The sequence below is a fragment of the Amycolatopsis sp. cmx-8-4 genome (assembly GCF_046548675.1).
Lineage (GTDB): Bacteria > Actinomycetota > Actinomycetes > Mycobacteriales > Pseudonocardiaceae > Amycolatopsis.
The window spans coordinates 32,944-50,181 of sequence record NZ_JAEBDZ010000010.1 but is presented as its reverse complement, the minus strand read 5'-3'; the positions used below and the strand labels follow the sequence as shown (position 1 = coordinate 50,181).

Genomic DNA, 17,238 nt, shown 5'->3' with positions numbered 1-17,238 from the left:
CGGGAGTCGGTGGTGCGGCGCCCGGTCGTCGGGCAAGGATTCCCGCCGCTGGTGACCACCACGGCGGAACGAACAGAAAGGGGCCCCTGCGCGGCCGCGTCCCTGCCGGGTTGAACCGGCAGACGCGCCCGGGGGCGGAGGAGACACATGTCGAACGCGGAAACACCCGCCGAGCACACCGGCGGGAATCCCGCCACACCCACGACCGGCCCGCTGGCCGACCTGCCCGCCCGGATCCGGGTGCACGCGCTGGCCAAGCTGCTCGAGTCGCACAGCCGGGACGTCCTCGCGAAGCTGGCCGAACTGGGCGAAAGCGTCCGCAGCGCGCAGTCGAGCGTGACCCGGGAAGTGGCCCTCAAGGTCGCCGAGGCGTTCTCCGGCGGCGACGTCGAGGTCGCGCCGGCTTCCGGCGGTGACGTCGAAGCGGCGCCCGCTTCCGGTGGCGACGTCGAGGTGGCCCCCACCTCGGGCGGTGACGTCGAGGTCGCGCCCACCGGGCGGACCCGGCGCAAGCCGGAACCCGAGCCGGCACCCGCCGAGACCGAGAAGCCGCGCCCGCGGCAGAAGAGCCGCGCGCACCTGCCGGTGTTCGCCGCGCCGTCGCCGGTCTTCCTGCCGCCGGAACCCGCCGCGACCAAGCCGGCGCGCAAGCCGGCCGACCCGTTCGCGGAGCCCCCGGCTCCGGCCCCGGTGAAGCAGAAGCGCCAGCAGCCCGAGCCCGAGATCGTCGAGGAAGAAGAGGCCGAGGACACCACGTCGGCCATCGACTCCGACGACGACGGTGACGACGCCAACAGCCGTCGCCGCCGCCGCCGTGGCCGCCGCGGCCGTGGCCGGGGCAAGGGCGCCGACGGCAGCGACGAGAACGAGGGCGACGACGCTCAGGCCGAAGAGGAGCAGCCGCCGCCGCCCGCGCGTCGCCGCTCCCGCAATGGCAACACGGACGAAAAGCCCGCGAAGGACGAGTCGGACGTCGCGGAAGAGCCCGAGGGCGACGACTCCGACAACGACGGCGACAGTGACGGTGAAGGCGGCAGCAAGCGCCGTCGTCGCCGTCGCCGCCGCAAGGGCTCGGACGGCGACGACGCCGGGGACACCGGCACCGACGACCCGCCCAACACCGTCACCCACGTCCGCCAGGCCAAGGCCGAGCAGGCCGAACGCGCCGAGCGTGAGCGCCCGGCGGCACGCGACGAGGTGCGCAGCGTCCGCGGCTCGACCCGGCTCGAGGCCAAGCGCCAGCGCCGCCGTGACGGCCGCGAGGCCGGCCGCCGCCGCGCCCCGATCCTGTCCGAGGCCGAGTTCCTCGCCCGCCGCGAGGCGGTCGAGCGCACGATGGTCGTCCTCGAGAAGGGCGACTCCACGCAGATCGCCGTGCTCGAGGACGGCGTGCTGGTCGAGCACTTCGTGACGCAGTCGGGCTCCGGCTCGATCGTCGGCAACGTCTACCTCGGCCGCGTCCAGAACGTGCTGCCGAGCATGGAGGCCGCGTTCATCGACATCGGCCGCGGCCGCAACGCCGTGCTCTACGCCGGTGAGGTCGACTGGGACGCCGCCGGCCTGGAGGGCAAGGCCCGCAAGATCGAGCAGGCGCTGTCCACCGGCGACTCCGTGCTGGTCCAGGTGACCAAGGACCCGGTCGGGCACAAGGGCGCCCGGCTGACCACGCAGATCTCGCTGCCCGGCCGCTTCCTGGTGTACGTCCCCGCGGGCGGCGCCACCGGCATCTCCCGCAAGCTGCCGGAGAACGAGCGCCGCCGGCTCAAGGACATCCTCAAGCGGATCGTCCCGGAGGACGCGGGTGTGATCATCCGCACCGCCTCCGAGGGCATCGGCGAGGAGGAGCTCGGCCGCGACGTCGACCGCCTGAAGGCCCAGTGGGACATCATCAAAGAGAAGGCCGACGCCGGCTCCGGCCGCAAGGGCGGCGCGCCGACCATGCTCTACGAAGAGCCGGACCTGCTGGTCAAGGTCGTGCGTGACCTCTTCACCGAGGACTTCACCAAGCTGGAGATCCAGGGCAACCGGTCCTGGGACACCATCGACGACTACGTCCGGCACGTCGCGCCGGAGCTGGGCGAGCGCCTCAAGCGCTACACCGGCACCGGCGACGCCTTCGCCGACCACCGGATCGACGAGCAGATCACCAAGGCCCTCGACCGCAAGGTCTGGCTGCCCTCGGGCGGGTACCTGGTCATCGACCGCACCGAGGCGATGACGGTCATCGACGTCAACACCGGCAAGTTCACCGGCTCGGGCGGCAACCTCGAGGAGACGGTGACCCGCAACAACCTGGAGTCGGCGGAGGAGATCGTCCGCCAGCTGCGGCTGCGGGACATCGGCGGCATCATCGTGATCGACTTCATCGACATGGTGCTCGAGTCCAACCGTGAGCTGGTGCTGCGCCGCCTCACCGAGTGCCTCGGCCGCGACCGCACCCGCCACCAGGTCGCCGAGGTCACCTCGCTGGGCCTGGTGCAGATGACCCGCAAGAAGATCGGCACCGGGCTGCTCGAGGCGTTCTCGACGCCGTGCGAGCACTGCAAGGGCCGCGGCGTGGTCGTCTCGACCGAGCCGCAGCGCACGGCCGGCGGCACCGCCGCCCACTCTCCCAGCGGCAACGGGGGCAACGGCGGCAACAGCGGCAACGGTGGCGGTGGCAGCAACGGCGGCAACGGCGGCGGGGAGAAGAGCTCCCGCCGGTCGCGCGGCCGCGGTGGCAAGGGCGAGGAAGCCGCCAAGGAGCAGGCCGAGGCCGCCAAGGCCGAGGTGCACGCCGTCCCGCCGCCGGAGAAGCGCGAGTCGATCGCGTCCGCGGTGGCGGCGATGGCCAACGCGTCCAAGGCCGCCAAGGAGCAGCCGCACGAGCACGGTGCCCTCAACGGCAACGGGCCCGTCCCGGAGGTGACCGACACGGCGGAGGCCGGTCAGGCCACCGAGACGCCGGACGAGGCCGTGGTGGCCCCGGAGCCGGCGACCGAGGTCGCGGACGTCCCGGTGACCACCGAGGCGGACGAGACGCCGGCGCCGCTCGAGGAGCCGCCGGCCGTCGAGCGTTCGTCGGCGCCCGAGCCGGCGGAAGAGCCCGTCACAGAGTCTTCGGAGGCCGCTGAGCCGGTCGCCGAACCCGAGGTCAGCGTGCCCGAACCGGCCGTGCGCTCCACCCGGCGCCGTCCGCGCCGGGCCGCGTCACGCCCGGCCGGGCCGCCGGTGAAAGCCTCGGAGCAGAGCGCTAACTGAACACCAGGGGGACCCCGGTGGTAACGCACCGGGGCACCCCACGTAACCTGTAGTACGGCCTACCACCAGAGTAGGCCGCCTGCGTGAGTGCAGGACCGCCTTCCCGGAGGCGGGCCGATCGCGCGGGGCCCCCACCCATTGTCGAGTAATGCAGGAGACTTCCGTGTCGGCGTACGCGATCGTCAAGACCGGCGGCAAGCAGTACAAGGTTGCCGTCGGCGACGTGGTCGAGGTCGAGAAGCTCGAGGGCGAGCCGGGCACCGAGCACATTCTCCCCGCCGTGTTGTACGTAGACGGTGGCGATGTCACCACGGACGTGGACGCGCTGGCGAAGGTCTCGGTCACCGGCAAGGTCGTCGAGCAGACCAAGGGTCCGAAGATCCGGATCCACAAGTTCAAGAACAAGACGGGCTACCACAAGCGTCAGGGTCACCGGCAGAAGCTGACCCGCGTCGAGGTCACCGCCATCTCCATCTGAGGACTTTCCGGATCTTCGCAAGACTGACTGCGATCTTCAAAGAAGGGCATTCGCCATGGCACACAAGAAGGGTGCGTCCAGCTCCCGCAACGGTCGTGACTCGAACGCGCAGCGCCTCGGCGTCAAGCGCTTCGGCGGCCAGGAAGTCAACGCCGGCGAGATCCTGATCCGCCAGCGTGGCACCAAGTTCCACCCCGGCGTGAACGTCGGCCGTGGCGGCGACGACACGCTGTTCGCCCTGGCCGCCGGTGCGGTCCAGTTCGGCGAGAAGCGTGGTCGCAAGACGATCAACATCGTCGTGCCAGTCGAGGCCTGAGTCTTCGGTTCTCGACGCTAGACCTCGAACGAGGGGTGGGACCGGAATATCCGGTGCCACCCCTCGTTTGTTTTGTGTATCCCCTGCTCGCGAATGAAAGAGGCAAGTCATGGCGTCCCGTTTCGTGGACCGCGCGGTGATCCACCTGACCGCCGGTGACGGTGGGAACGGCTGCGCCTCGGTGCACCGCGAGAAGTTCAAGCCCCTCGGTGGCCCGGACGGCGGCAACGGCGGCAACGGCGGTGACGTCCTGCTGGTCGTCGACCCGAACGTGCACACCCTGCTCGACTTCCACTTCCGCCCGCACGCCAAGGCGGGCAGCGGCAAGCTGGGTCAGGGCGGCGACCGCGCGGGTGCGGCGGGGGAGACCCTGGTGATGAAGGTGCCGTCCGGCACCGTCGTGTTCACCGAAGACGGCGAGATGGTCGCCGACCTGATCGGCCCGGGCACCACGTTCGTCGCGGCGCAGGGCGGCCGCGGTGGCCTCGGCAACCGCGCGCTGTCGTCGAAGGCGCGCAAGGCGCCCGGGTTCGCGCTGCTGGGCGAGCCGGGCGAAGCCCGCAACCTCGTGCTGGAGCTGCGTTCGGTCGCCGACGTTGGCCTGCTCGGCTTCCCGTCCGCCGGCAAGTCTTCGCTGATCTCGGTGCTGTCCGCGGCCAAGCCGAAGATCGCCGACTACCCGTTCACCACGCTCGTGCCGAACCTCGGCGTGATCACCGGTGGCGACACCGTCTTCACGATGGCCGACGTCCCCGGCCTGATCCCCGGCGCGTCCGAAGGCAAGGGCCTCGGGCTCGACTTCCTGCGCCACATCGAGCGCTGCGCGGTGCTGGTGCACGTCGTCGACTGCGCGACGCTGGAGCCCGGCCGCGACCCGGTGTCCGATGTGGACGCGCTGGAGCTGGAGCTCTCGAAGTACACGCCGGGCCTCGGCGGGAAGCTCGAAGAGCGCCCGCGCGTGGTCGTCCTCAACAAGATCGACGTCCCGGAAGCCGCCGAGCTCGCCGAGTTCGTCCGGCCGGAGTTCGAAGCCCGTGGTCTCCAGGTGTTCGAGATCTCCACGGCGTCGCGCAAGGGCCTGCGTGAGCTGACCTTCGCGCTCGCCAAGGTGGTCGAGGAGTACCGCGAGATGCAGCCGGTGCTGGAGCCGGAGACGATCGTGCTGCGGCCCCTCGCCGTCAACGACGAAGGGTTCACCGTCGAGGTCGATCCGGAAGAAGAGGGCGCCTTCATCGTGCGCGGCTCGCGCCCGGAGCGGTGGATCCGCCAGACGAGCTTCGGCAACGACGAAGCCGTCGGCTACCTCGCCGACCGCCTCAACCGCCTCGGCGTCGAGGACAAGCTGGCGAAGCTCGGCGCGCGCCCGGGCAGCCCGGTCACGATCGGCGACGTCCAGTTCGAGTGGCAGCCGTCGACACCGAGCGTCGCGATGCACCTGTCCGGCCGCGGCACCGACGTCCGGCTCGAGAACCACGACCGGATCGGCGCGTCCGAGCGCAAGGAAGCCCGCCGGATCCGGCGTGACGGCCCGGACGAGCCGGAAGGCGCCGACGGGGACCTGGACGCGTGAGCGGCACGCGGGAGGCGATCGCCGCCGCCCGGCGGCTGGTGGTCAAGGTCGGTTCCTCGGCGCTGACCACCGCGGGCAGCGGCCTCGACGCGGCCCGGCTCGACGCGCTGGTCGACGCGATCGCCGAGCGGGTCGGCCGGGACACGCAGATCGTGCTGGTCTCCTCCGGCGCGATCGGCGCCGGCCTGGCGCCGCTTTCGCTCGGCAAGCGGCCGAAGGACCTCGCCACCCAGCAGGCGGCGGCGAGCGTCGGGCAGCTCGCCTTGGCGCACGCCTACGCCGAGTCGTTCGGGCGGTATTCACTCACGGTCGGGCAGGTGCTGCTCACCTCCGACGACGTCGTGCGCCGTTCGCACTACCGCAACGCGCAGCGGACGTTCTCGCGGCTGCTGGCGCTCGGCGCGGTTCCGGTGGTCAACGAGAACGACACGGTGGCCACCGAGGAAATCCGCTTCGGCGACAACGACCGGCTCGCCGCCCTGGTGGCGCACCTGATCGGCGCCGACGCCCTGATCCTGCTGTCCGATGTGGACGGTCTGTACGACGGCGACCCGCGCGAGGGCGCCACCCGCAAGCTCGCCGAGGTGCTCTCGGAGTCCGATGTGGACGGTATCTCGGTCGGCATGTCCAGCTCCGGGCTGGGCACGGGCGGCATGGTGTCCAAACTGGCTGCGGCCCGCACCGCGGCGGGGGCGGGCATCCCGGTCCTGCTCGCGGCGGCGTCGGAGGCGTCCCCGGCCTTGACGACGGCGTCGCCGGGAACCGCGTTCGCGCCGGCGGACACCCGCCTGTCGGCCCGCCGCTTCTGGCTGGGCTACGCGGCGGATACCACGGGCAAGCTCCGCATCGACGACGGCGCGGTGACGGCGGTGGTCCGCCGCCGCAGGTCCCTGCTGGCGGCCGGCATCGTCGGCGTCGAGGGCGACTTCCAGGCCGGCGACGTCGTCGACCTGGTCGACACGAAGGACCGCGCGGTGGCGCGTGGAGTGGTGGCGTTCGACGCGGCCGAGCTGCCGGACCTGATCGGCCGCTCGACCCCCGAGCTGCCGCCGGAGCAACGACGCGAGGTCGTGCACGCCGACGACCTCGTCCCGCTGCGCCGCTGAAAGCCGCTGATCGGGGACCTGTCCCGAACGCCCCGTTCTAGGCTCCGCGCATGACCGGCCCCGCCGACATCCTCCGCACCGCCGCGCGGCGCCACCCCGACCGGACCGCGCTCGTCACCGCGACGCGCACGCTGACCTATCGCGAGCTGGACGCGGCCGCGGCGGCCGTGGCCGGCGGCCTGCGTGACCGCGGCATCACCCCCGGCGACGTCGTGACGCTCTACGCGCCCAACCGCTGGGAATGGCTGGCCGCCTACCACGGCGTCCTGCGGGCCGGCGCGCTCGTCAACCCGGCCAACGCCCTGCTCACCGCCGAAGAACTCGGCTACGTCACCCAGGACTGCCGGGCCGCGGCCGTGATCACGACCAGCGCGCTGCGCGAGCGGGTCACCGGCGTCGAGCTCGTCGTGGACCTCGACAACGGCGAAGACGCCGTCCCGTTCGCGGACCTGCTCGAAGCGGCCCCCCGGGAACCGGTCGACGTGGACGGTCCGTGCACCATCGCCTACACCTCCGGCACCACCGGCCACCCGAAAGGCGCGGTGCAGAGCCACTACGGCGTCCTGGTCAACTGCGCGCTCACCGCCACGATGCACGCCCGCCGTGAAGACGACGTCGTCGTCACCGCGTTGCCGCTCCCGCACGTCTACGGCAACGTCGCCGTGCACAGCACGTTCTGCGCCGGCGGAACCGTGGTGCTGCGCGAACGGTTCTCACCCGGAGACGTCTTCGCCGCGATCGAAGAGCACCGCGCGACCATCTTCGAAGGCGTGCCCGCGATGTACGCGATGCTGCTCGCCGACCCGGCCCTCGCGCGCGCGGACCTCTCGTCGCTGACCCGCAGCACGGTCGGCGGCCAGACGATCGCCGTCACGACCATGCGGGCCTGGCAAGAGCGCAGTGGCGCGCCGCTGCTGCAGGTCTGGGGGATGACCGAACTGTCCGGGCACGCCACCACGCACAGCCCGCACGCGCCCGAGGTCCTCGGCTCCATCGGCGTCGCCTACCCCGGCGTGCAGATCCGCGTCGCCGACCTCGACGATCCGGCCCGCGACGCGCCGGACGGCGTCCGCGGCGAGCTGATGGTGCGCGGGCCCGTCGTGATGCTCGGGTACCACGACCGGCCCGAAGCCACCGCCGAGACGATCGACGCGGACGGCTGGCTGCGCACCGGCGACCTCGGCTACCGGGACCCCACCGGCCACCTGTTCGTCGTCGACCGCAAGAAGGACCTGATCATCACCGGCGGCTACAACGTCTACCCGGCCGAGATCGAGCGGGTGCTCGCCGGGCACCCGGCCGTCGCGATGGTCGCCGCCGGGCCGGTGCCGGACGCCGTCAAGGGGGAGCTGGCCTGCGCGTACGTCGTCCTGCGCCCCGGCGAGACCGCCACGGCCGACGAGCTGATCGCGTTCACGACCCCGCACCTCGCCCCGTACAAGCGGCCGCGGCTGGTCCGGTTCGTCGACCGGCTGCCCGCGACACCGTCGGGGAAGATCAAGCGGCGCGAGCTGGCCGGGCTGTGAGACCGCGCTCAGCCCCGGCCGGCCAGCTGCGCGCCGAGCTGGTCGAAGAAGACCCGCGTCCCGGCTTCCAGCGCCGCGAAGTGCTCGTCGGTCACCACGCCGGTCTGCCGGAACTCCTGGCGGGTGCCGCCGTCGACCTCCGTCAGCGTCACGGTCATCTCGGTGCGCATCGGCTCGTCCGGCGACGGGTCGTCGCTGAGCCCGAGCACCAGCCGTTCACCCGGGACGACGTCGACGTAGAACCCGGCGAACGGCATGGTGAAGTCGCCGGCCTCGGACGACTGCTTCGCGGCGAACCGGCCGCGCGGCTCGACCTCCATGACCAGGTCGTGGGTGCGGAAGCCGGGGCCGACCCACCAGCTCGCGAACCGCGCAGGGTCGGTCCACGCCGCCCACACCTCGTCGCGGGACACCGGGAAGGTGTCGGTGAGCACCAGCTCGTGCGGCGTTTCCACAGTTTCCACTGTTTCCATTTCGGACATCCGGACCACTCCTCAGGTTCTTCGGTTACCGGAGCCACCTTCGCCGGACGGCCCATCCGGCCGCTATCGATCCGCTATGGACGACACTGGTGGCGATGACCGAGCCCGCCACGCCGCCGCGACTCCGCCTGCTCGGACCCGCCGAGCTCGGGTCCCCGGCCACGCCCGTGGGCAGCCCACGCGAGTCGGTCGTGCTCGCCGTGCTCGCGCTCGACGCCAACCGCGAGGTCGGGGCCGACCGGCTGGTCGACGCGCTCTGGGGCGAGCAGCCGCCGGCGACGGCCCGATCGCAGGTCCAGATCTGCGTGTCCGCGCTGCGCCGCCGGCTGCGGGATGCCGGCGGGTTCGCGACGATCACCACCCGCGCGCCGGGCTACCGGCTCGACGTCGCCGCCGGAGACCTCGATCTGACGCGGTTCGCGGAGCTGGCCGTGCGGGCCCGGACGGACGACGACGCCTGCGAAGCGGCGCTCGCGTTGTGGCGCGGTCCCGCGTTCGCCGGCCTGGACAGCGATGCGCTGACCCGCGCGGCCACCCGGCTCGCGGAACGCCGGCTGGACCTGGTCGAGCAGCGCGTCCGGGCCCGGCTCGAGCGCGGCGACGACGTCCTGCCCGAGCTCACCGCCCTGGTCGACGAGCACCCGCTGCGGGAGCACCTGCACCTGCTGCTCATGCGGGCGCTGCACCGCGACGGCCGCCGGGCCGACGCGCTGACCGCGTTCCGGCGGGCGCGGGACGTCCTGGTCGACGAGCTCGGCGTCGAACCGGGCCCGGAGCTGCGTGACCTGCAGGCCGCGATCCTGGCCGGGGAGCGGCCGGCCGTGCGGGACGTCGTCGCGCCGCCCGTGCCGCGTCAGCTGCCCGCGCCCGCCACCAACTTCACCGGCCGCGACGCCGCGTTGCGCGCCATCAGCGCGCGGTTGTGCGGTCCCGCCGACCCGCAGACGCCGTTCGCGGTCCGGGTCGTCGGGATCTCCGGCGCCGGCGGCGTGGGCAAGTCGGCGCTGGCGGTGCGGGCCGCGCACGAGCTCGCCGCGCAGTTCCCGGACGGGCAGCTCTACGCCGACCTGCACGACGACTCGGCCGAGGACAGCACGACCTGGTCGGCGCGGGTGCTCGGCAGTTTCCTGCGCGCTCTGGGCATGGCCGAGGAGCTGCTGCCCCGCGATCCGCGCGAACGCGCCGAGCTGTACCGCACGCGGCTGGCCGACCGGCGGGTCCTCGTCGTGCTCGACGGCGTCCGGCGGGAGGCGGACGTCCTGCCGTTGCTGCCCGGCTCGGCCGGCTGCGCGGTCCTCACGACGTCACGGGCGCGGCTCACCGGCCTGCCCGGCGCGGCCGGCGTCCAGCTCGACGTGCTCGAGGAGGACGTCGCGCTGCGGCTGCTCGCGACGTTCGTCGGCGACGAACGGCTGAGCGCCGAACCGGAGGCGGCCGAGGCGCTCGTCGCCGCGTGCGACCGGCTGCCGCTCGCGCTGAGCATCGCCGGGGCGAAGCTCGCGTCCCGCGACCACTGGGCGCTCGGCGACCTGCTGGACCGGCTGACCGACGAGAAACGGCGGCTGGACGAGCTGTCCTTCCGCGGGGTCCAGCTGCGGTCGACGATCGCGTTGTCCTACCACGGCTTGAGCGACCCGGCCCGGTCCCTGTTCCGCCGGATGGCCACCCCACGGCACCCCGACCTGCCACACTGGGCGCCGGGCGCGCTGCTGGACCTCCCGCACGTCGCGGCCGAAGACGCGCTCGCGGAACTGCTCGAAGCCAACCTGATCGCCGACGGCGCCCCGCCCTCGGCGTTGTCCCGGCGCTGGCGGTTCCACGACCTCGTGCGCGTCTTCGCGACCGAGCGCGCGGCGGCCGAGGACAGCGTCGCCGAGCACGCGGCGGCCCTGCGCCGCCTCGGCTCCGGCTGGCTCGGCCTCGCCGAGCAGGCCCAGCGCCCCGAGTTCGGCGATCGCCTCGACCTGCGCGGGACCGCGCCCCGCCGGGAGCCGCCGGCCTCGGCGACGGCCGCCGTCCGCCGGGCGCCGTTGCAGTGGGTCGACGAAGAGCGCTTCGCGCTCGTCACGGCCGTGCGGGAAGCGGCGGCCGCGGAGTGGGACGACCTGTGCTGGGAGCTGGCCGTCACGGCCGCGGCGCTGTTCGAGATCCGCGGCTACTTCGACGACTGGCGGGAGATCGCGCAGCTCGCGATCACGTCGGCGGACCGGGCAGGTGACGCGGTCGGCGCCGCCGCGGCCCGCTATTCGCTGGGCGCCCTGCTCGTCCACCAGGGCCGCCCCGACGACGCCGCCCGGCTCCTCGAACCCGCGCTGGCTGGGTTCCGCGCCGCCGGGATCGGCCACGGCGTCGGCGCGACGCTCCGGCAGCTGGCCACGGTCCGGCGGCTGAACGGCGACCTCGCCGCGGCCCGGGCCTGCGCCACCGAGGCGTTGCCGCTCCTGCACGCGGCCGGCGACCGCAGCGGCGAAGCACACGCGCGGTCCGAACTCGCCCGCCTCGACCTCGACGCTCGCGCGCTCGGTGACGCCGCCGGCCAGGTGGCCGAGGCGCTGCGGCTCGCGCGGGACGCGGGTGCGTCACGCACCGAAGCGCAGATCCTCTACCGCAGCGCCGACGTCGACCTCGCCGCCGGCCGGGTCGGCGCCGCCGGGGTGGCGGTGGACCGGGTCCTGGAGATCGCTTCCGGTCTGGGGGACCGGATCGGCGTCGGGTACGCGTTGTTCGGTCAGGGCCGGGTCGCCGTCGCGGCGGGAGACGCCGTCACGGCCACCGCCCGGTTCACCGAGGCGGTCACCGTGGCCGGCGTGACCGGCGACCGGCACCTGCAGGCGCGGGCGCACCGGCGGCTCGGCGAGCTGGCCGGGGACGCCGTGACGGCCGCGGAGCACGCTCGCCAGGCCGAGCTGCTCCTCGCCGACGTCGCGCAGCACGCGAGCGGCGGCCGATAGCGCGTCGATAGCCCACCGGAAGCGTTGCCGCCGAATCTCGGGGCCCTGCAACCGAACCCGGGAGACTCCGATGCGCAAGATCGTCAACTCGACCTACGTGACCCTCGACGGCGTCGTCTCCGAGCCGCACCTGTGGTCCCTGGACTACTTCGACGAGGCCGCCGGCGCGTTCGCGCTCGACCAGCTGCGCGCCAGCGACGCCCTGCTGATGGGCCGGGCCACCTACCACAGCTTCGCCGAAGCGTGGCCGGCCCGCAGCGGTGACGAGTTCAGCGACACCATGAACAAGATGGCCAAGTACGTCGCCTCGACCACCCTGACCTCGCCGGAGTGGAACAACACGACCGTGCTGACCGGTGACCTGCCCGATGCCGTGCGGGAGCTGAAGCAGGCACCGGGCGCGGACATCCTGGTGTACGGCTACGGTCCCGTCGCCCGCACGCTCGTCACGCACGGGCTGCTCGACGAGCTGCGGCTGTGGATCCACCCGGTGCTGCGCGGCGCCGGCGAGCAGCTCTTCGGCGCGGGCGTCACCGGGATGTTCGGCAAGGTCGAGACCCGCACGTTCGCGAGCGGCACGGTGGTCCTCGTCCTGTCCGAGCCCCGGAGCTGACGGCTTGGGGTGCGTCAGCCGACGGACACCAGGTGGGCGCCGCCGTCGGCTTCCAGCACGGTGCCGCTGAGGTTGGGGTTGGTCGCCGCCAGGGCGACCACCTCGGCCACGTCGTCGGCGGTCGCGACCCGCCGCACCGGCACCTGCGCGGCCGTCTGGGCGAAGAACCCGGCCCGCATCTCGGCCGGGAACCCGCTCCACCACGCCGTGTCGACGACGCCGGGGGAGACGGCGTTGACGCGGCGCGGCGCCAGCTCGACGGCCAGGGGCTTGACCAGGGCTTCGACCGCCGCGTTGAGCGCGCCGATCCCGGCCGTGCCGGGCATCGAGGCCCGGGCGCTGATCGCGCCGAGCAGGGTGATCGAGCCGGCCTCGGCCAGGTGCGGCAGGACGGCCTGGATCGTCGTCAGGTGCGCCCAGAACTTCGCGTCGAAGGCGCGGCGCAGCATCGCCAGGTCCAGCTCGGCGATCGGCCCCAGGCCTTCGGTGCCGGACAGGCTCACCACCAGTACGTCGATGGTGCCGAGCGACCCGGCCAGCGCGGCCATGGCCGCGGCATCGCCGCCGTCGGCCCGGTGCCCGGTCAGCCGCGGGTCGCTCGCGGCGACGTCGTCGAGGCGTTCCTTGCCCCGCCCGGTGATGTGGACGTCGTAACCCTGGTCGTGCAGCCGTCGCGCGGTCGCCAGGCCGATGCCCGAGGTGCCGCCGGCGACAAGAGCGATACTCATGCTTCCTCATTTCGAACCGGTACGTCTCGTTTCGAAATTGACGGTACCATCGGATCCCATGACCGACCAGTCCCGTCCCGGCCGCAAGCGCAGTGAGCAGAGCAAGCTGGCGATCCTCGTCGCGACGCTCGAACTGGTCGCCGAGTCGGGTTACGGCGCGCTGACCGTCGAAGGCATCGCCGCGCGTTCGGGCGTCGGCAAGCAGACGATCTACCGCTGGTGGCCGTCGAAGGCCGACGTGCTCCTGGACGCGCTCGCGACGAAGGCGGACCTGCAGGTCCCGATCCCCGACGAGGGGTCGTTCCGCGCCGACCTCGCGCTCTTCCTCGACCGCACCTACGCGCTGGACACGAAGTCGCAGGTCGCGGACACCCTGCGGGCGCTGATGGCGCAGGCGCAGATCGACCCGGAGTTCGGCAAGCGCTTCCGCGAAGACTTCCTGGTCCGCCGCCGCGACGCGCTCGGCGAGATCGTCGAGCGCGCCCGCGGGCGCGCCGAACTCCCGCCCGGGGTCACCCCCGGCACGGTGATCGACGTCGTGTTCGGCACGCTCTGGTACCGGCTCCTGGCGACCCTCGAGCCGATCGGCCCCGGCCTGGCCGACGAACTGGTGGCGCTGCTGGCGCCTACGTCCCGCTGATCCGGTCCGGCTTGATCGTCAGCAGCAGCCGCGTCTGGTCGCGCCCGCCCCACCAGGGGTACGGCCCGCCGAGGTACCGCTGCGCCAGCTTCTCGATGTGCTCGACGGCGCCGTCTTCGGTCATTTCGACGACCTGGCCGCGGATCGCGTAGTAGCGCGACGGCCGCTCGCGGTCGGCGACGTTGAGCGCCACCCGCGGGTCACGCTCGATGTTGCGCTGCTTCTGGTGGCCCAGCACGGTGTTCACCAGGACGTGCGTGCCGTCGGTGTCCACCCAGGTCTGGGTGAGCTGCGGCGAGCCGTCCGGCATCGACGTCGCCAGGAAGCAGAGGCTGGGCTCGCGCAGCAGGGCGAGCAGGTCGCCGGGCAGTTCCACAGTGGTCTCCCGCTAGAGCTGGTCGGGCGCGTCGATGCCGAGCAGGGAAAGCCCGAGCGCGAGCGTGTGCGCCGTCAGCGTAGTCAACCGCAGCCGGGACGCGCGCAGCTCGGGGGTCGGTGCCTTGAGGACCGGACAATCGTCGTAGAACCGGGAAAACGAGACCGCGGTCTCGTAAAGGTACGTGCAGAGCTTGTGCGGAGCGTACGCGCTCGTCGCGGCCTGGAGGGCTTCGCCGAACCGCAGCAGCTTCAGCGCGAGCGCCCGTTCCGCCGGCTCGTCCAGCAGGATCCGCGTGCCTTCGGGTTCGCCGCCCGCCTTGCGCAGGATCGAGCGCGTCCGCGCGTGTGCGTATTGGAGGTACACCGAGGTGTTGCCCTCCTTGGCGAGCATGCGGTCCCAGGCGAAGACGTAGTCGCGCTCGCGGTCGCCGGAGAGGTCGGCGTACTTGACCGCGCCGATGCCCACCGCGCGGGCGACCGCGGCCTGCCCGGCCGCGTCGAGCTCACTGCGTTCGGCGACGACCACGGCGGCCTGCGTCACGGCTTCGGTGAGCAGGTCGACCAGCTTGATCGTCTCGCCGGCCCGCGTCCGCATCGTCTTGCCGTCCGCGCCCAGCACGGTGCCGAAGCCGACGTGCTCGGCGTGCCCGGTCAGCCAGCCCGCCGTGCGGCAGATGGAGAAGACCATCGCGAAGTGCTGCGCCTGCGGAGTCCCGACGACGTAGAGCAGGTCGGTCGCGCCGCGCTCGGTCGTCCAGTACCGGACGGTGGCCAGGTCCGTGGCGGCGTAGCCGTAGCCGCCGTCGCGCTTGCGGACGATCAGCGGCAGCCGGTCGCCTTCCCGGTTGCGGAACCCCTCCGGGAACACGCAGACGGCGCCGTCGCTGAGTTCGGTCAGCCCGGCCGCTTCGAGATCGTCGACGACCGCGGCGAGGTACGGGTTGTAGAAGCTCTCGCCGTAGATGTCCTTGTCCGTCAAGGAGATCCCGAGCAGGGCGTAGACCTCGTCGAAGTGCCGGGTCGACTCGTCGACGAGGGTCTGCCACACGGCGAGGGTGTCTTCGTCGCCGCTCTGCAGCAGCACGACGCGGGTGCGCGCCCGCGTCGCGAATGCTTCGTCGCTGTCGAACTTCCGGCGCGCTTCGCGGTAGAACGCGTCGAGGTCGGCGATCGCGCGCTGCTCGGACGGGACGTCGAGCAGGTGCTCGATGAGCATGCCGAACGGCGTACCCCAGTCGCCGAGGTGGTTGTGCGGCAACACTTCGTGGCCCGCGAAGCGCAGCAGGCGCGCGAGGGCGTCGCCGATCACGGACGAGCGCAGGTGCCCGACGTGCATCTCCTTCGCGACGTTCGGGCTGCTGTAGTCGAGCGCGATCGTGCGCGGCCCGGCCGTCTTCGGCACGCCGAGCCGCGCGTCGCCGAGCACCGCGGCCGTGCGCGATTCCAGCCAGTCCTTGCGCAGCACGAAGTTGAGGAAGCCCGGCCCGGCGATTTCGGGCGGCTCCGCGATCCCGTCCAGCTCCACGGCGCCGGCGATCAGCGTCGCGACCTCGCGCGGCGGCCGGCCGAGCTTCTTGCCGAGGCTCATCGCGAGGTTGGCCTGGTAGTCGACGCCGTCACGCGGCGACGCCTGGACCAGCGCCTGCTCCGGCGTCAGTTCCACGTCCAGGGCCCGGCCGGCGGCGGCCACCACGCGGCGCGCCAGCTCCTCGGTAACGTCGGCGGTGTGCACGGTGTCCCTCCTTCGGGCTCGGTCAGCGGAAGCCTCAACTGCTTGAGGGGGTCAGTGTGGCGAAGCCCCCGGCACGGGGCGGAGCCCCGGATGTCACAGCCTAGCGAGCGCGACCGACCGGCGACGAAGGGATTACCCCAGCTCGCTGCCCTTCGTCTCCGGCAGGGTCAGGATCACGGCGAACGCGATCGCGGCACCGGCGGCGACATACCAGAAGTAGAGCGTCGGCGAGATCGCGCCGAACACCGTGATGAGCAGGGGAGCGGTCCCGCCGAAGACGGCGACGGTCAGGTTGTACCAGGCGCCGATCCCCAGCCCGCGCAGCTCGGTGGGGAACAGCTCGCTCATGATCGCGGGCGCGATCGACGTCATCGCCGTGTACAGCCCGAGCCCGACGCAGAACACGACGAGCAGGCCGCCGACGTCCGGACCGATCAAAGTGGACAGTGGCACGATCACGACGGCGGTCGCCGCGGACCACACGAGCAGCTGCGGCTTCCGCCCGACCCGGTCCGCGAGCGCGCCCATCGGGTACTGCAGCGCGATGAACAGCACCGTGCCGACGGACAGCGCGAGGAACACGGCGCCGGCGTCGGCGTGCCGGTTCTTCACCGCGAACGACGTGAGCGCGCTGAAGAACGTGTAGTAGCAGAGCGTCGAGAGCATGGAGAACCCGACGAGCCGGCCGACGGCCTTCGGGTGGTGCGTCAGCGTGGTCAGCAGCGGCCGCTCGAGCTTGCGCGCCTTGGTCTTCGTCTGCTCGAACAGCTCGGTCTCGGCGAGGCTGCGGCGCAGCCACAGTCCGACCATGCCGAAGACGCCGCCCAGCAGGAACGGCAGCCGCCAGCCCCAGGACGCGAGCTGCGCCTTGTCGAGCGTCCGCGACAGCACGAACCCGAGCACGGTCGCGACGAGCACCGCGGAGCCGGTCGAGATGTAGAAGAACGCCGAGTACCGGCCCCGCCGCGCGGCCGGCGCGATCTCGCCCAGGTAGGCCGACGCGTTCGACACCTCACCGCCGAGCGAGAGCCCCTGCGCGATCCGGGCGAGCAGCAGCAGGAGCGGCGCGAGCCAGCCGACCTGCGCGAACGTCGGCAGCACGCCGATCGCGACCGAGCCGCCCGCCATGAGCACGATGGTGAGGATCATGGCGGGCTTGCGGCCGCGGGTGTCGGCGAAGCGCCCGAGCAGGACACCGCCGAGCGGGCGGAAGAAGAACGCGAGCGCGTAGGTGGCGAACGTGTTGATCAGGGCGAGCGTGTCGTTGCCGGACGGGAAGAACGCGCCGGCGAAGTAGATGCTGAACGTCGCGTAGATCGTCCAGTCGAACCACTCCAGCGCGTTGCCCGCGCTCGCCGCGAACAGCTTGCGCACCGGCAGCCGGTGCTGGACCCGCACGGTCATGGCAGCCTCCACGTCCCCCGAAGGTGGAACGCGACTTTGCCACATCCCCCCGCAGTACGAAAGATCCCGACCGC

At 72.6% G+C, this 17,238-nt stretch carries 14 protein-coding genes; 9 read left to right on the top strand and 5 right to left on the bottom strand.

The features are described 5' to 3' along the window. Positions 1-147 precede the first annotated feature (147 nt). The 6 genes from ACLJQZ_RS22400 to ACLJQZ_RS22375 all read left to right on the top strand — a co-directional run bounded on the left by ACLJQZ_RS22400 (position 148) and on the right by ACLJQZ_RS22375 (position 8,236). Positions 148-3,240, top strand: coding sequence for a translation initiation factor IF-2 N-terminal domain-containing protein (locus tag ACLJQZ_RS22400; protein WP_410621861.1), 3,093 nt, complete (start codon positions 148-150; stop codon positions 3,238-3,240). Between the two features lie 163 nt (positions 3,241-3,403). Continuing rightward, on the top strand, positions 3,404-3,718 hold the full coding sequence (rplU, locus tag ACLJQZ_RS22395; protein WP_247064489.1) for a 50S ribosomal protein L21: 315 nt from the start codon (positions 3,404-3,406) through the stop codon (positions 3,716-3,718). 55 nt (positions 3,719-3,773) lie between these two features. Continuing rightward, a complete protein-coding gene (gene rpmA / locus ACLJQZ_RS22390) occupies positions 3,774-4,034 on the top strand; it encodes a 50S ribosomal protein L27 (RefSeq protein WP_155545674.1) in 261 nt (86 codons plus the stop codon). A 109-nt stretch (positions 4,035-4,143) separates the two neighbouring features. Then, positions 4,144-5,604, top strand: a complete 1,461-nt coding sequence (obgE, locus tag ACLJQZ_RS22385; RefSeq protein ID WP_410621860.1) for a GTPase ObgE — start codon at positions 4,144-4,146, stop codon at positions 5,602-5,604. Beyond that, complete coding sequence (gene proB, locus ACLJQZ_RS22380) at positions 5,601-6,710, top strand: glutamate 5-kinase (protein WP_410621859.1); 1,110 nt, start codon at positions 5,601-5,603, stop codon at positions 6,708-6,710. The genes obgE and proB overlap by 4 nt, the downstream gene beginning before the upstream one ends. Positions 6,711-6,760: 50 nt before the next feature. Further along, positions 6,761-8,236 carry a class I adenylate-forming enzyme family protein gene (locus ACLJQZ_RS22375; RefSeq protein WP_410621858.1) on the top strand — a complete coding sequence of 492 codons (1,476 nt, stop codon included), beginning with the start codon at positions 6,761-6,763 and terminating at the stop codon, positions 8,234-8,236. A gap of 8 nt (positions 8,237-8,244) precedes the next feature. Here the strand turns inward: ACLJQZ_RS22375 and ACLJQZ_RS22370 are convergent, their stop codons facing one another. Next, entirely contained in the window at positions 8,245-8,718 is a 474-nt protein-coding gene (locus ACLJQZ_RS22370; RefSeq protein WP_410621857.1) for an SRPBCC family protein, read from the bottom strand. A gap of 95 nt (positions 8,719-8,813) precedes the next feature. On the opposite strand from ACLJQZ_RS22370, the gene ACLJQZ_RS22365 reads away from it, so the two are divergent. Next, the gene (locus ACLJQZ_RS22365; protein ID WP_410621856.1) at positions 8,814-11,669 is read left to right on the top strand and encodes a BTAD domain-containing putative transcriptional regulator; all 2,856 of its coding nucleotides are present in this window, start codon (positions 8,814-8,816) and stop codon (positions 11,667-11,669) included. 70 nt (positions 11,670-11,739) lie between these two features. Beyond that, complete coding sequence (locus ACLJQZ_RS22360) at positions 11,740-12,282, top strand: dihydrofolate reductase family protein (RefSeq protein WP_410621855.1); 543 nt, start codon at positions 11,740-11,742, stop codon at positions 12,280-12,282. Positions 12,283-12,296: 14 nt separating this feature from the next. Here the strand turns inward: ACLJQZ_RS22360 and ACLJQZ_RS22355 are convergent, their stop codons facing one another. Beyond that, positions 12,297-13,010 (bottom strand): SDR family oxidoreductase, encoded by a 714-nt coding sequence (locus ACLJQZ_RS22355; protein ID WP_410621854.1) that lies wholly within the window; start codon positions 13,008-13,010, stop codon positions 12,297-12,299. Between the two features lie 58 nt (positions 13,011-13,068). Between ACLJQZ_RS22355 and ACLJQZ_RS22350 the strand changes: the two genes are divergently transcribed. Continuing rightward, positions 13,069-13,650, top strand: a complete 582-nt coding sequence (locus ACLJQZ_RS22350) for a TetR/AcrR family transcriptional regulator (protein WP_410621853.1) — start codon at positions 13,069-13,071, stop codon at positions 13,648-13,650. Here ACLJQZ_RS22350 and ACLJQZ_RS22345 read toward each other — a convergent pair. From ACLJQZ_RS22345 to ACLJQZ_RS22335, 3 genes are all read right to left on the bottom strand, one after another. Continuing rightward, a complete protein-coding gene (locus ACLJQZ_RS22345; RefSeq protein WP_410621852.1) occupies positions 13,637-14,026 on the bottom strand; it encodes a PPOX class F420-dependent oxidoreductase in 390 nt (129 codons plus the stop codon). The two genes, ACLJQZ_RS22350 and ACLJQZ_RS22345, sit on opposite strands and share 14 nt — an antisense overlap. Before the next feature lie 12 nt (positions 14,027-14,038). Beyond that, entirely contained in the window at positions 14,039-15,760 is a 1,722-nt protein-coding gene (gene argS, locus ACLJQZ_RS22340) for an arginine--tRNA ligase (RefSeq protein ID WP_410621851.1), read from the bottom strand. A 132-nt stretch (positions 15,761-15,892) separates the two neighbouring features. Then, positions 15,893-17,164, bottom strand: a complete 1,272-nt coding sequence (locus ACLJQZ_RS22335) for an MFS transporter (protein WP_410621850.1) — start codon at positions 17,162-17,164, stop codon at positions 15,893-15,895. Positions 17,165-17,238 lie beyond the last annotated feature (74 nt).